The sequence below is a fragment of the Bradyrhizobium sp. UFLA05-108 genome, assembly GCF_059803455.1.
This window is the reverse complement of the sequence record NZ_JBANAZ010000009.1, coordinates 15,325-29,977: the sequence shown is the minus strand read 5'-3', so window position 1 is coordinate 29,977 and position 14,653 is coordinate 15,325. Positions and strand designations below refer to the sequence as shown.

Below are 14,653 nucleotides of genomic sequence, written 5' to 3'. Positions count from 1 at the left end.
CGCTTGTCAATCGAGATGTCTGCGCCTGAGCATCACGGATTGGACATATTCGAGATGGTTGGACGCAGCGCAGCAGGACGAGGAAAAGACAAGGCGCGGCGTCCCGCTGGCCGTGTGCCGCGTTTTGCGAAACGCTTGCTAGGACTCCAGCGAAGCCTTGCCAACGTCCGAGTGCATCGCCTTATAGGCCTGCGCGGCCGCGATCGTGCCCCACATCGCCCCCAGCATCATCCAGAAATGCCGCCAGTGGTCGGTGTCGATGATAAAGCTTTCGCCGACGGTGCCGACGAAGGCAGAGAAGATCGCTAGATAAGCGCGCTGCCAGGGCACGCGTACGAAGACGTGGCGAAAGCCTGTGATCACGGTGGTGAAGACCAACGCGGGATAGCAGATGCCGGAGAGCCAGCCTCCCGACATGAAGGCGTTGAGATAGGAGTTGTGGGTATCTTCCGGGAAGTAGCGGTGGAATTGCAGGGGACCGATGCCGAACGGCAGGTCGAGCGCCATCTCCGCGCCGAGGATGTGGCGACCGAAGCGGCCGAAGCGGCCTTCGTCATAGCTCTGGTCGAAGCTCGCGCGCTGCTTGAACATCTCGGCGATGGAGTCGAATGAGAGCAGGATGGCGACCAGCGCCAGCCCCAGCGCGGCCGCAACCAGCGCCATGACGATGATGCGCGAGCGCTGCGCATTGCTCGGGCTGGTCAGCACCATGAGCGCCAGCATGAAGCCGGAGGTCAGGATCAGGCCGCCCCAGGCGGCACGGGAGAAGGCGAGCAGGATCGCGAGCGCCATGATGGCGAAGGCGATCGCGTTGCGGAACGCCTTGGCCAGCCTGTCCGAGACCACGCTTTGCAACGAAAACAGCGCCGGCAGGATCAGGAACGCGCCGAGTACGTTCGGGTCCTTGAATGTGCCGCGCGCGCGCTCGTAGAGCGTCAGGAGGTCGTGGCCGCCGGGAACGAGATTGAAGTAGCCAGCGATTGCCGAGGTGGAGGCGACCATCGCGCCGACCACGAGGCCGCGCCGCAGCATGTCGAGCCGCGCCGCCGTATCCTCCGATGTGACCATGGCGAAGAACACCACCGTCACCGCCATGTACCAGGAGGTCGCGATCCAGCTTGCCACCTCGGACTGGCCGAGCAGCGGAATGGCGCTCACGGTGTAGCCGACATTGAGCAGGATCAGCAGCAGCACGAGCGGCATGAAGACGAGGCGAAGCCGCAGGCCGGTGGCGAAGAAGGTGACGGTCGCAAGCAGCGTCACGATCTCGTAGGGGCTGGGCTCGATGAAGACGACCGCGCCGGAGGCGCCGGCCAGCCACACCATCGCGCGCTGCAAGGCCAGCACGCCGGGCGCAGCAGGTCGCGCTACGTTCATTCCCCCGGCTGTCGCCGCATACGCCATCATACGCTCACGCAGTTACGCAGTTTCTCGACACAACTTCCGCAGTCATGCCCCGCGAAGGCGGGGCATCCAGTACTCCGCGCCGTCAGTGGTGACGTCCGCTGCCGGTGATTACTGGATCGTCCGGTCAAGCCGGGCGATGACAGCTTGGCTTGGGCGATCCACCATCAATACGCGTTCTCGTTCTTGGTCAGCAGCGAGATCGGCGTCTTCAGGAGGATGTAGAGGTCGAACAGTACCGACCAGTTCTCGATGTAGTAGAGGTCGAACTCGACGCGCTTCTGGATCTTCTCTTCGTTGTCGATCTCGCCGCGCCAGCCGTTGATCTGGGCCCAGCCGGTGATGCCCGGCTTGACGCGGTGACGGGCGAAATAGCCGTCGACGGCCTCGTCGAACAGGCGGCTCTGGAGCTTGCCCTGGACGGCGTGCGGGCGCGGGCCGACGAGGGAGAGATTGCCGGAGAAGATCACGTTGAAGAGTTGCGGCAATTCGTCGAGGCTGGTCTTGCGGATGAAGCGGCCGACGCGGGTGACGCGCGGATCGTTCTTCGTGACGACCTTCGAGGCTGTCGGGTCAGCCTGATGGTGATACATCGAACGGAATTTGTAGACGTCGATGCGCTCGTTGTTGAAGCCGAAGCGTTTTTGGCGGAATAGCACGGGGCCGGGGCTGTCGAGCTTCACCGCCAGCGCCACCAGCGCCATCACGGGAAGGGCCGCGAGCAACGCGAGGCCGCCGACGATGCGGTCGAACAGCCATTTCATCACCAGGTCCCAGTCGGTGATCGGCGCCTCGAACACGTCGAGGGTCGGCACCTCGCCGAGATAGGAATAGGAGCGGGGACGGAAACGCAGCTTGTTGGTGTGCGCGGAGAGGCGGATGTCGACCGGCAGCACCCAGAGCTTCTTCAGCATCTCGAGGATGCGCGTCTCCGCCGAGATCGGCAGCGCGAACAGCACGAGATCGACGCGGGTGCGGCGAGCGAACTCGACGATGTCGTCGACCTTGCCGAGCTTCGCCGCGCCGGCGCAGGTGTCGAGCGCGCGACTGTCGTTGCGATCGTCGAACACGCCAAGCACGTGGATATCGGAGTCCTCCTGCGCCTTCAGCGCCTCGACAAGCTCTTCGCCGTTGCTGTCGGAGCCGACGATGATGGTGCGGCGGTCGAGCCGGCCCTCGCGCGCCCAGGTACGCACCAGCGTTCGCAGCGCCAGGCGCTCGGCGACGAGCGCGGCGAGGCCAAGGAAGAAGAAGGCGGCGAGCCACAGCCGCGAGACTTCACTGCCGACCCTGGCGAAGAACGACATGCCTGTGAACAGCAGGAACACGAACGACCAGGACGAAATCATGCGCGTCATCTGGCGGAGCTGACCGCGGAAGAGCTGCACCTGATACATATCGGCGGCCTGGAAGCAGATCACGGCTGCCAGTGCGGCGGCGCAGATCGCGGCGAGATATTCCCAGCGGAAGCCGGTCTGCGGCGCGACATAGCCGAAGTAGAGTACCGTGCCGACGAGGCTGAGCAGGACAAAATCCGCGATGCGCACGAAGCCGGCGATCACGATCGGCGAATAGGCGCGGGCGACCTTCTGGTTGACGACAGCAAGTGCTGCCGGCGTAAGCCGGCGACGGCGTTCGACAAAGGGCCTGTCAGCGGGTGCGGCCGCGCTGGTGGCGGCGTCGAGCATCGAGCGTGCGTTGAGTGGTTCCACAGTCGTCCACGTCCATTCCTGACACCCCGCCGGGCGCGCATTTAGGCGCGCGAAGCGCGGGAGTCCCCCTCGCTCTCGCTTATCGGACAAATCGGAAGAAATTCTAAAACCGCCTTAAGAGCGGTTAATGATCGGTAAATGCGTCGCGATAGCCGGCAAGCACGCCGTCCACCATCGCCTGCTGGGAGAAGTGCGTCGAGATCCGCTCGCGCAACCTCGCCGCGCGCTGGCTCGTCGCTTGCGGATCGTCCAGCGCAGCCCCAATGGCCTCCGCCATGGCCTCGGCATTGCTCGGAGCGAAGAGGGCGGAACTCCCGGCGTCAAAGATCTCGGGAATGCCGCCGACCTTCGCGGCGATCATGGGGATGCCGGCCGCACCGGCTTCGATCACGACATAGGGCATGGAATCGCCGCGCGAAGGAACGACCAGCAGCCTCCCCTTGGAGAAGCCGTAGCGCGCCTTGACGTGGCCGATGAAGCGGATCGAATTGGTCAGGCCGAGCCTTTCGACCTGCGCCTTCAGCGCCGCCATCTCCTCGCCGTCGCCGCCGAGTGTCAGCGTGACGTTCCGACCCTGACCGTGCAGACGCGCCACGGCGTCAACGAGGAGATCAGCGCCCTTGATGTGCCGAAACTCGCCGACATAGGCGAGGTCGGTCGCATCATCGGCAATGACGACGGGCTCGAATTCTTCAGGCGTTACGCCGTTGAAGACGCAGCGCACGACGCCTTTGGGCTTGCCGACGATGCGCTGATAGGTGTCGCGGGCAAAGGCGCTTTCGAACAGGAACAGGTCGGTGCTGTTCGTCAGGGTCCGTTCAAGTCGCGCGTAAAACTCGCCCTTGAAGGTGTGCAGAGGATAGTGCAGCGAGCCGCCGTGCGGGGTGTAGATGCGGATGGTGTCGTTCGAGCGCCGCCTGAGCCGCACGAAGGCGCCGGCCTTGGCGCCATGGCCATGCATCACATCCGGCTTGAGCTTGGCGATCAGGCGCCTCATGCGCAGCCAGACGAGAAAGTCTTCGGGCGATGGGTCGCGGCGGATCGCGAGTCGATAGACGCCGAGCTTCAGGCGTGGCGCGATCTCGGCCAGCGCGTTCGCTGCGCGCTCCCCACCGGTGAGATCGTCGGCGAGAATGCCGACATGATGTCCGCGATCGACCTGGCCGTTGGCGAGATCGAGGATATGACGGAAGATGCCACCGACCGGGGCACGCACGGCGTGCAGGATGCGAAGCGGCTGGTCGAGAGAGGGGGGCATGATCTGAACCAGCGCTCGCGAGCGATGACGGAGCAATCCACTGAATTATCGATCCCGATTAAGCGGCCTCATGGTTAACAAACGGTATTCGCGCATCGCGCCCTGCACGCGTGCGGCGCGATTAACCCAGCGGCAACCATAATGGAGTGTAATCGCCTCGGTTGAGGTGGGCGGCGGCGTTGCCCTGCGGGAGTGTGCGATGCGTTTTGCGTTTTGGCGTGACGGCAAGGACAAGGCCGTGATCGAACGGGCCTTGCACAAGCCCGAGCCGATGCTCGCGGCCGGTGTCGCGCGGCAGGCGCAAGCCGAATCCGGCGACATCGATCTGCACGCGCTCGGCGCTGCGCTCAAGCGCAGGCGCGGCTTCATCATCGTGCCGACGGTGCTGGCGCTGGTGCTCGCGCTCGCCGGCGTCAATCTGGTGACGCCGCGCTACAAGTCGGAAGCCCGCATCCTGATCGACGGGCGCGAGAACGTCTTCCTGCGTCCGTCCAGCGACCGCAGCACCGAGGAGCGGCAGGCGCTCGACGCCGAGGCCGTCACCAGCCAGGTGCAGCTCGTGCTGTCGCGCGATCTGGCGCGCGAGATCATCAAGAAGAACAAGCTCGCGGAGCTGCCCGAATTCGACCCGGTCCTGCGCGGTATCTCGCCGCTGAAGTCGCTGGCGGCATTGTTCGGAATCGGCCGCGATCCGTTCTCGATGACGCCGGAAGAGCGGGTGCTGGATGCCTATTACGACCGCCTGACCGCCTATGCGGTCGACAAGTCGCGCGTGATCGTCGTCGAATTCCAGTCGGCCGACCCGGAGCTCGCCGCGCGCGTCGCCAATTCGATCGCCGACGGCTATCTGGTGCTGCAACAGAGCGCGCGCCAGGAGCAGGCCAAGTCCGCCAGCGCGTGGCTGTCGGGCGAGATCGAGAACCTGCGCAGGAAGGTTTCGGAAGCCGAGGCCAAGGCCGAGGATTTTCGCTCCAAATCGTCGCTGTTCGTCGGCACCAACAACACCACGCTGTCGAACCAGCAGATGGGCGAGCTCAACACCCAGCTCAACAATGCGCGCGCGATGAGGGCCGATGCCGAAGCCAGGGCGCGGCTGATCCGCGAGATGCTCCAGAGCGGCAAGCCGATCGAGGCATCGGAGGTGCTGAATTCCGAGCTGATGCGCCGGTTGTCCGAGCAGCGGGTGACGCTGCGGGCGCAGCTCGCCGAGCAGTCCTCGACGCTGCTCGGCAATCATCCGCGCATCAAGGAGTTGAAGGCGCAGATCGGCGACCTCGACACGCAGATCCGTGACGAGGCGGGCAAGATCTCCCGCTCGCTGGAGAACGACGCGCGGATCGCCGGCAGCCGCGTCGACAGCCTCACCGTAGGCCTCGAGCAGCTCAAGAAGCAGGCGACCTCGACCAACGGCCAGGACGTCCAGCTTCGCGCGCTGGAGCGCGAGGCCAAGGCGCAACGCGACCTGCTCGAGACCTATCTCGCCAAATATCGCGAGGCCAATGCCCGGGAGACCATCGATACCGCGCCGACCGAAGGTCGCATCATTTCGCGTGCCATCGTCTCGAACACGATCGCCTATCCGAAGAAGCTGCCGATCGTGCTCATCGCCACGCTGGCGACGTTGCTGCTTAGCACCGGCGTCGTCGTCACCGGCGAGCTCCTGCGCATGACCGCGCCGCGCGCAATTGCCGCATTCACGCCTGCCTCAGCCGCCTCGCGCGCGACTGCCCCCAGTGAACCAATCGTCGAGCCCGAGCCCGAGTCCCAGCCGGTGGTGAGCGAGCCGCCGCCGCTCCAGCCGGAGATGGCTTTCGATGCAGGCATCACCGAGTTCGCCGAGATCGAACAGCTCGCCGACGGCCTGCGCAGCGCCGGCGCCGCCGCGCGCAAGGTGACTGTGCTCGGCACCGCGGCGGGCGAGGGCATCACGCTGACCGCGTTGACGCTGGCGCGCCATCTGGTGCGCGATGCGCGGGTCGTGGTCGTCGACCTCGCCGCATCGTCGCCGACGATTTCGGCCATCTCGGCCGACCCGGCAGCACCGGGCCTTGCCGAGTTGATGCAGGGTGAGGCCTCGTTCGCGCAGATCATCACCAAGGACAAGCTCTCGCGCCTGCAGCTGGTGGCGGCAGGTCGCCCTGGCTTCGACCGCAGCCTTCTGCAATCGCCGCGCGTGATGCTGGCGATCGATGCCTTGCTCCGTGTCTACGACCACGTGCTGCTCGACGCCGGTAGCGCCTCCGACCTGCCTGCCGAGCTGCTGACGACGAATGCCCGCGCCGTCGTGGTGCCGGACGCCGTCATGCCCACTGAGGCCCGCACCTCGATGTGCGAGCAGCTCAAGGCGGTCGGCTTCAGCGAGGTGACGATGCTGAGGAAGCCGGTGCAGCCGTCGGATGCAGCGGAGGTGCCGCGCGTGGTGGCGGCCTAGGTAAGGGCGCACCGATGTGCGGAGCACTCCGCTACCAAAAATCGGATGTGGCAGCCCGTTCCTTGTTACAAGACTACAATTAGCACTTGCGCCATTAGGAAACCCAACGTCGGCGTTGCTGGCGAGGGACTGACTGATTGCGATAACCTCGCGCATCGGTGGAGTAATTTCTCGGCCTGGGGGGTGTGGGATGGCGCACTACCGAGCTTACCTTCTGGATCAGCACCGCCATGTTATAAGCGTGGCCAATTTGCAATGTGCCAACGAGCAGGAAGCGCGAGAACGTGCGCAGCAGCTGGTTGATGTCAACGACATCGAGCTATGGCAACTAGATCGGCTTATTGCGGTGTTTGAGGCTGCCACAACCCGAGCCAAGGCAGCTCGCGGGTGCGAGGAGCCGTAGGCCTTACCCAACGCCCGCCGCAGCTTTCGCGCCAGGTCGAACAGCATCTGGTTCTGCTTCACCAGGCGCTTGCCGTGGCTCAGCGAGGACATTGCCATCGCCGCCAGCCTGCCACGCGAGGTCAGCGGGACGAAGCTGTCAAAAATCTCTTCGTCGCCCTTGCAGAACAGGCGCTTGTAGTCGTCCGAGCCGATGCCGAGATCGAGCGCGTCATAGCCGGCTTCCGCGTAGCGGTCGATGATGTTCCGCATCAGGATCAGGCCGGGGCTGAAGCGCGAATGGTCCGACGTCGTGTAGGTGTTGAACATCGTCGAGAAGCGGCGGCCGTCGGCGACGCCGGCGAAGATCGCGATCACTTCTTCGTCGCATTCCAACGCATGGATGTCGATGACGCGGGCCTCGCCGCGCGGTGTCAGGCAGGCCGTTCGGATGAAAGCTTCGACGCCAGGCTCGGCGAACACGTTCGGCAGCTTCTGCTCCGCCATCCGCGCGGGCTTGACGCGAAAGAACCAGTCGAGCAGGCGCGTGATGTCGTCGTCGGTGGTGGGGACGTGATAGCGGTAGCCGGAGAGCGCCTGAAGTTTCTTTTCCTTGCTCTTCAGACGCCGGCGGAAGGAGTTGCTGATGCGTGACGCCGGCGGGCAGCCCGGCGGCATCGCGAGCAGTGGGCAGCCGTTGATGGAGTTTTGGCGCGGCAGAAGCGCGAACGGGTTTTGCTGGTCGCGCCAGCGCATCGGCTGCTGCGATAACGCGAGCACGTCGATGCCGCCGCGCGCGCGCAGGGCCGCGAACAGCGCGTCGAGATCGGCGGTGTTGGCCTGGCCGACGAAATCGGCGTCCCACAAGCCCATGTTGAAGGTCGTATGCTTGCCGCCCATGAAGCAGGCGACGGTGACACCATGGTTTTGCCGCGTGCACAATGGCAGCACGACAAGCGGCCGACGCTCGGCATCGCGCGCAATGACGACGAACGGCGTCGCGCCTTCGTGCGCGCCGGCGAGACGCTGCCAGGGGGTGAGCAGGTCGAAGCGCTGATAGGGTGTTCCGAAATGGCCGGTCTTCTCCAGCGCACGCCAGACCGGTTCGGCCATGGCGAGATCGCTGACGATGTCGACCTCAGCGATACGGCTCGTTTCCGACCGCGCTGGCGCTTCTGCCGTCCGGCTTTGCATCGCCGCAGCCATGGTCATTCGCAAAACCTGTCGAGAAAATGGAAAACAAGCGTGGTTCGGCCTGTGGCCGACGTTTGCAAAGAAATGTCAACAAAGGGTAAGGACAATGGAAAGGGGAACCGGCCGCTCGCCGGTTCGTAATGGGTGGGATTTTGGCATCCGACGATCGATGGATGGAACGGCTGCGGCTGGAACTGGCCTGGTTCACCGGCCAGCACCGGCTGCGCGGACGAAGCGCAGGCGGCGCCGGAGCGATCCTGCGCTTTCAGCGCGTCAGGCCGCGCGGGCGCGCGCCGTTCCAGCCGCTGCTTGCCAATGAGATCACGCCAAAATTCCTCGACCGCGTGCTTTACGCGTTGAAGCGGTGGAAGTTCGACATCGTCAGCATGGACGAGGTCTGCCGGCGCGCGGTGACGCTGCCCGAGCGGCGGCGCTTCGTGGCGCTGACCTTCGAGTGTGCGTACAAGGATCTCGCCACATTCGCCTATCCGGTGCTGTCGCACCACGGCGTGCCCTTCACGGTCTACGTGCCGACCGCCTTTCCCGACGGTGTCGGCGAAGCCTGGTGGCTCGCGCTCGAACAGGTGATCGCGCGCGAGAGCCGCATCAGCCTGATGATGGGCGAGAAGGAGCAGCGTTTCGTCGTCACGGAGCGCGCGGAGAAGCAGGAGCTGTTCACGCTGCTCGAAGAGTGGCTCAGAACCTTGCCGCCTGCGGAGCTGTCGGCTGCGATCAACGATCTCTGCAAGCGCTATCGGGTCGATCTCGCCACCATCCGGCGCGAGACGTCGATGGATTGGTCGGATCTTTCTAAACTTGCGGCCGACCCGCTGGTGACGATCGGCAGCGCGACGGTGAACTATGCCGCACTCGCCACCATGAAAGATATTGCCGCCGCGCGTGAGATGGCGATGGGCAAGGCCGTGGCGGAGTCTGCGTTCCACCGCGAGATCGGACACTTTGCCTATCCGTTCGGCGACCGCATCTCGTTTCGGCGCAGCCACGTGGTGATGGCGGAGGAGGCGGGCTTTGCCAGTGCGGTGTCGACGATTCCTGGCATCGTGGACGTCGAGGGGCGGACCAATCTGCGCGCGTTGCCGCGGATTTCGTGGGACGGCCGGCGCCGCTCGCTGCGGATGCTGCGCGTGCTTGTCTCCGGCGTGACGTTTCCGCCGGTGAAGCCGACGGGCAGTACGTCGTCTTGAGTTAAGTTCGATCCGGCCGGATGAGCGGACACCCGAGCTTGCTGCCGACAAACGCGCAAGCGCGTTTGCGTAGGCTAGGCCGGGTCGGGCCGCTGCATCCAGCTCACGACCGGCATAGCCGGCAGCACCCAGCCCATGCCGACCACGACGTAATAGATCGCCTGCCGCCAGCCGGATTCCGCGATCCACGGCATCTGCGCGAGCGCCATGCCGAGCAGCGCCCACGTCGCCGCCAGCACCAGGAGCGCGATTGTACCGAGGAACTTGCGGGTGCGGATTTTCATGGGGGAAATTGCGGCTTTCGCGTAACTTGCGCTGCGGGAGCGGGCGACTATAAGGGGCGCGCAGCCTGGTTCAAGCATTGGTTTTCCGGCCGAAATGACCACGATATCAGCTTCGTCCGACCCGCATCGCGCCGTGCGCTGGTGGCTCATTGCCGTGGCCGCGCTGATCGCGCTGATGGTGCTGGTCGGCGGCGCGACGCGACTGACGGAGGCCGGGCTCTCGATCGTCGAATGGAAGCCGGTAACGGGCGCGCTGCCGCCGCTCACCGAGACTCAGTGGACAGAGGCCTTCGACGCCTACAAGAAGATCCCGCAGTATCGCGAGCTCAATGCCGGCATGAGCCTGTCTGAGTTCAAGACCATCTTCTGGTGGGAATGGAGCCACCGGCTGCTCGGCCGCTTCATCGGTGTCGCCTATTTGTTGCCGTTCCTGTTCTTCCTGTGGCGCGGCGGTCTATCGAGCGAACTGAAGCGGCGGCTGTGGTTGCTGTTCGGCCTCGGCGCGCTGCAAGGCGCGGTCGGCTGGTGGATGGTGGCCTCCGGGCTCTCCGAACGTGTCGAAGTGTCGCAGTATCGGCTTGCGACGCATCTGGTTCTGGCGCTGCTGATCTTCGCCGGCATCATCTGGACCTTGCGGCGGCTCGGCGCGCGGCAGGAGATCGTTGCCTCAGCGCGACTGAAGTTCACGAGCGCGGTGCTCGTCGTCGTGACCTTCGTGCAGCTTTATCTCGGCGCGCTGGTGGCGGGTCTGCGGGCAGGGCGCGCCTACAATACCTGGCCCGAGATCGACGGCGCATTCATCCCGTCGGCGGAACGGCTGTGGTTCGAGACGCCGTGGTGGCGCAACCTGTTCGACAACGTGCTGACCGTGCAGTTCGAGCACCGCATGACGGCCTATACGCTGTTCGCGCTGGCGGCACTACACGCGTTCGATGCCGTGCGCTCGCGCGCAGGTTCTGCTGCGGGCGGCGCCGTGTGGCTGTTTGCGGCGGTGAGCTTGCAAGCGATGCTCGGCATCCTGACACTGCTTAACCAGGTGCCGATCGGCCTTGCGCTCGCACATCAGGCCGTCGCGATCCTCGTGCTGACGCTGGCGGTGATGCAGGCCGAGCGGCTCGCGGCGCGAAAGCCCGCGGAGACCTATTCGCGCGTCGTCCGCGCGAGCCAGGCTGGCTGATCAGCAATAACCGTAGACGCCGCAGGCGTAGGGCAGGCGCCAGAAATAGTCGACCTGCGGGCCGCCGTAATACGCCCCCTGATAATCATAGTCCCAGGGCCGGCCGTAATAACCCGGCAGCGTATGCGCGCCCGGCAGGAGCGGGGTGCCCGGCAGATTGCGGATGTAGCTGCCGACGCCGTAGGCCGGCGAGATCAACGCGTCCGGATCGGTCTCGACCCAGACCTTCGGCGGCTCCGCCGGTGCGATCGTGGTGCGGTATTTGTAATGCGGACGCGGCAGCCCCGGCGGCAAGCGCTCGACGTGTCGCTTCTTGTGCACGACGACCTGATCGGCCGCGAGCGCGCTGGTGACCATCAGCATCACGGCCAGAGGGCACATGATCCAGCGCAGCATGGTCGGCTCCGAATCAATCTGGGCGACCCAGTATGTCAGCCAATTGCGCGAGGAGCGTTAACGAGAGCCCCGTCATTCCGGGGCGTCGCGACGGGACCGCAAGCGCGGCCCGGAGCGACGAACCCGGAATCCAGAAGCTGCGGCGCGAGATTCCGGGTTCGCCTCTTCGAGGCGCCCCGGAATGACAGCAAATTACGCGCCCAGGGCCTGTTCGAGGTCCGCGATCAGGTCCTCCTTGTCCTCGATGCCGATCGACAAGCGCACCACGTCGGGGCCGGCGCCGGACTTTACTTTGGCGGCATCGTCGAGCTGGCTGTGTGTGGTCGAGGCGGGGTGGATCACCAGCGAGCGGGTGTCGCCGACATTGGCCAGATGCGAGAACAGCGTCAGCTTCGACACCAGGCTGACGCCGGCGTCATAACCGCCCTTCAAGCTGAAGGTGAATACCGCGCCGGCACCCTTCGGCGCGTATTTGCGCGCGAGCTGATTGTACTTGTCGTTCGCCAGACCCGCATAGCTCACCGACGCCACGGCGGAGTGGCCGGACAGGAATTCGGCGATCGCCTTGGCATTGTCGCAGTGCTTCTGCATGCGCAGCGGCAGCGTCTCGATGCCGGTGAGGATGAGGAAGGCGTTGAAGGGCGACAGAGCAGGACCGAGGTCGCGCAGCCCGAGCACGCGGCAGGCGATCGCGAAGGCGAAATTGCCAAAGGTCTCGTGCAGCTTGATGCCATGGTATTCGGGGCGCGGCTCGGACAGCATCGGATATTTGCCGTCCTTCGACCAGTCGAAGGTGCCGGCATCGACGATGACGCCGCCGATCGAGTTGCCATGGCCGCCCAGAAATTTCGTCAGCGAGTGCACGACGATGTCGGCGCCGTGGTCGATCGGCTTGATCAGATAGGGTGTCGCCAGCGTATTGTCGACGATCAGCGGCACGCCGGCCTTGCGGGCAACCGTGGAGATCGCCTCGATGTCGGTGATGCTGCCGCCGGGATTGGCGATGGACTCGACGAAGATCGCCTTGGTGCGCGGCGTCACCGCGCGCTCGAAGCTCGCAATGTCATCGGGATCGGCCCACACCACGTTCCAGCCAAAGCTCTTGAACGAGTGGGTGAACTGGTTGATCGAGCCGCCATAGAGCTTTCGCGCGGCGATGAATTCGTCGCCGGGCTGGAGCAATTGCTGCATCACCACGACCTGCGCGGCATGGCCCGAGGCCACCGCAAGCGCGGCGGTGCCGCCTTCGAGCGCTGCGACGCGCTCTTCCAGCACCGCATTCGTGGGATTGCCGATGCGGGTATAGATGTTGCCGAACGACTGGAGGCCAAACAGCGAGGCGGCATGATCGGCGTCGTTGAAGACGAAAGAGGTCGTCTGATAAATCGGCGTTGCGCGCGCACCGGTCGTCGGATCGGGCTGTGCACCGGCATGCACGGCAAGGGTCGAAAATCCCGGAAGGCGATCGCTCATTCGTGGCGTCCTGTTCTTGGGTCGTCTGAAAACGCGCGGCATGCTGATCGGGGCCGCGCCCGGCGTCAAGCCGCGTCAGCTCGAAACGTGCTTCGCTATGTCGCGCTCAGAACTTGAACCTTTTTCGGGTGCGTCAGCTCTGCTCGGTCTTGTTCTTGGCCGCGCGATCGGCCGCTGCGGTATTGCCGCCGCCGACGCTCATGCGATTGAGCGACAATTGCATGCCTTGCGTCGGCGCGGGCGGACGTTTGGAGCTGAGCGTGCGCGAATTGACGCCCATCCAGGATATTTCCGAGGATAGCCGGCCATATTCGATCTTGGGACAGCGGTTCATCACGACCTTGATACCAGCGGCCTCGGCCTTCTCCGCGGCCGCGTCGTCGCGTGCCCCCAGCTGCATCCAGATCACCTTCGGCAGCGGATCGAGCCTCAACGCCTCCTCGACCACGGGCATGATGTGGCTGGAGTTGCGGAAGATGTCGATCATGTCGACCGGACGGCCGATATCGGCGAGCGAGGCGACGAAGGGCTTTCCGATGAGCTCCTTGCCGACATGACCGGGATTGACCGGGATCATGTCGTAACCGCGCTGCGCCAGATATTTGAACGCAAAATAACTCGGCCGAACATTGACCGGCGAGGCGCCGACCATCGCGATCGACTTCACGCTGTTGAGGATGCCGCGGATGTAATTGTCGGGATAGGCGTCGTGATTCATTTTGCTCTTTTCTCTAGCCCCTCATGGCGAGGAGCGCGGAACATGCGTCTCGAACCATGAGGCCACCGGCGGGGCCTTCATCCTTCGAGATGCCGCGTTCCGCGGCTCCTCAGGATGAGGAGTTGGCTGCTTACCTATCTTCCCATTTCGGCTCGCGCTTTTCGATGAACGCGCCGATGCCTTCCTCGGCGTCGCGCGCCATCATGTTCTCGGTCATCACCTCCGCCGCATAGCGATAGGCATCCGCAAGGCTCATTTCGGCCTGGCGGTAGAACGCCTCCTTGCCGAGCTTGACGGTGTAGGCAGATTTCAGCGCGACCTGTTCGGCCAGCGCAATCGCGGCATCGCGTTCGGTGCCGGCCGCGACCACACGGTTGACGAGGCCGATCTCGCGGGCACGTGTGGCGGGGATCGGCTCGCCGGTGAGCAGCATTTCCATCGCCTGCTTGCGCGGCACGTTGCGCGACAGCGCCACCATCGGCGTCGAGCAGAACAGGCCGATGTCGACGCCGGGCGTCGCAAAGCTTGCGGCGTCCGAAGCGATCGCAAGATCGCAGCTCGCGACGAGCTGGCAGCCGGCCGCCGTCGCGATCCCCTGGACGGCTGCGACCACGGGCTTGGGCAGGCGCACGATCGCCTGCATCATCGCGCTGCAGGCGTTCATCATCTCGGCGAAATAGGCGCGGCCGCGATCGGGATCGCTGCGGCGCGCGGTCAATTCCTTCATGTCGTGGCCGGCGGAAAAGGCCGGGCCGTTGGCCGCAATGACGGCGGCGCGGATGCGCTTGTCCTCGGCAATCGCGTTGAAGCTCGCATGCAGCTGGCCGATCATCGCCTCCGACAGGCTGTTGCGCGCGGCGGGGCGGTTCAGCGTCAGCACGGCGACGCTGCCGACGATCTCCCGCAACAGGATCGGCGGTTCCGGGGAGGGGGTGCGGGCGGGCTGGACGGACATTGAAGATTCCGCTTGGGATATTGCAGTTGGATGACGGAGATAACTTAATGTAACTGGCAACGTGA

Annotated in this window: 11 protein-coding genes and 1 pseudogene; 3 read left to right on the top strand and 9 right to left on the bottom strand. The window is 64.8% G+C overall.

Going from position 1 to position 14,653, the window contains the following annotated elements; all coding sequences use genetic code 11:
- Positions 1–138: 138 nt before the first annotated feature.
- The 3 genes from SO140_RS08805 to SO140_RS08795 form a co-directional block, all read right to left on the bottom strand.
- Positions 139–1,404: an O-antigen ligase family protein gene (locus SO140_RS08805; protein WP_449380650.1), complete on the bottom strand. Its 1,266-nt coding sequence runs from the start codon at positions 1,402–1,404 to the stop codon at positions 139–141.
- Positions 1,405–1,571: 167 nt separating this feature from the next.
- Complete coding sequence (locus SO140_RS08800) at positions 1,572–3,116, bottom strand: undecaprenyl-phosphate glucose phosphotransferase (RefSeq protein ID WP_498542421.1); 1,545 nt, start codon at positions 3,114–3,116, stop codon at positions 1,572–1,574.
- A gap of 124 nt (positions 3,117–3,240) precedes the next feature.
- Positions 3,241–4,374, bottom strand: a complete 1,134-nt coding sequence (locus SO140_RS08795; RefSeq protein WP_449380649.1) for a glycosyltransferase family 4 protein — start codon at positions 4,372–4,374, stop codon at positions 3,241–3,243.
- 199 nt (positions 4,375–4,573) lie between these two features.
- On the opposite strand from SO140_RS08795, the gene SO140_RS08790 reads away from it, so the two are divergent.
- Positions 4,574–6,805 carry a GumC family protein gene (locus SO140_RS08790; RefSeq protein ID WP_498542420.1) on the top strand — a complete coding sequence of 744 codons (2,232 nt, stop codon included), beginning with the start codon at positions 4,574–4,576 and terminating at the stop codon, positions 6,803–6,805.
- 408 nt (positions 6,806–7,213) lie between these two features.
- Here SO140_RS08790 and SO140_RS08785 read toward each other — a convergent pair.
- A pseudogene (locus SO140_RS08785) lies at positions 7,214–8,398 on the bottom strand (GNAT family N-acetyltransferase); the annotation flags it as partial.
- 134 nt (positions 8,399–8,532) lie between these two features.
- Here SO140_RS08785 and SO140_RS08780 point away from each other — a divergent pair.
- A complete protein-coding gene (locus SO140_RS08780; RefSeq protein WP_449380646.1) occupies positions 8,533–9,585 on the top strand; it encodes a polysaccharide deacetylase family protein in 1,053 nt (350 codons plus the stop codon).
- A gap of 74 nt (positions 9,586–9,659) precedes the next feature.
- Here SO140_RS08780 and SO140_RS08775 read toward each other — a convergent pair whose 3' ends face one another.
- On the bottom strand, positions 9,660–9,869 hold the full coding sequence (locus tag SO140_RS08775; RefSeq protein ID WP_283035725.1) for a DUF2842 domain-containing protein: 210 nt from the start codon (positions 9,867–9,869) through the stop codon (positions 9,660–9,662).
- Between the two features lie 94 nt (positions 9,870–9,963).
- On the opposite strand from SO140_RS08775, the gene SO140_RS08770 reads away from it, so the two are divergent.
- Positions 9,964–11,046, top strand: a complete 1,083-nt coding sequence (locus SO140_RS08770) for a COX15/CtaA family protein (protein WP_449380644.1) — start codon at positions 9,964–9,966, stop codon at positions 11,044–11,046.
- On the opposite strand, the gene SO140_RS08765 is transcribed toward SO140_RS08770, so the two are convergent.
- The 4 genes from SO140_RS08765 to SO140_RS08750 all read right to left on the bottom strand — a co-directional run bounded on the left by SO140_RS08765 (position 11,047) and on the right by SO140_RS08750 (position 14,588).
- A complete protein-coding gene (locus tag SO140_RS08765; RefSeq protein ID WP_449380643.1) occupies positions 11,047–11,442 on the bottom strand; it encodes a hypothetical protein in 396 nt (131 codons plus the stop codon).
- 192 nt (positions 11,443–11,634) lie between these two features.
- Entirely contained in the window at positions 11,635–12,915 is a 1,281-nt protein-coding gene (locus tag SO140_RS08760) for an O-acetylhomoserine aminocarboxypropyltransferase (protein WP_449380642.1), read from the bottom strand.
- A 133-nt stretch (positions 12,916–13,048) separates the two neighbouring features.
- Positions 13,049–13,633 (bottom strand): CoA-binding protein, encoded by a 585-nt coding sequence (locus SO140_RS08755; RefSeq protein WP_449380641.1) that lies wholly within the window; start codon positions 13,631–13,633, stop codon positions 13,049–13,051.
- Between the two features lie 130 nt (positions 13,634–13,763).
- Positions 13,764–14,588 carry an enoyl-CoA hydratase gene (locus SO140_RS08750; RefSeq protein WP_498542419.1) on the bottom strand — a complete coding sequence of 275 codons (825 nt, stop codon included), beginning with the start codon at positions 14,586–14,588 and terminating at the stop codon, positions 13,764–13,766.
- Between the last annotated feature and the right edge of the window lie 65 nt (positions 14,589–14,653).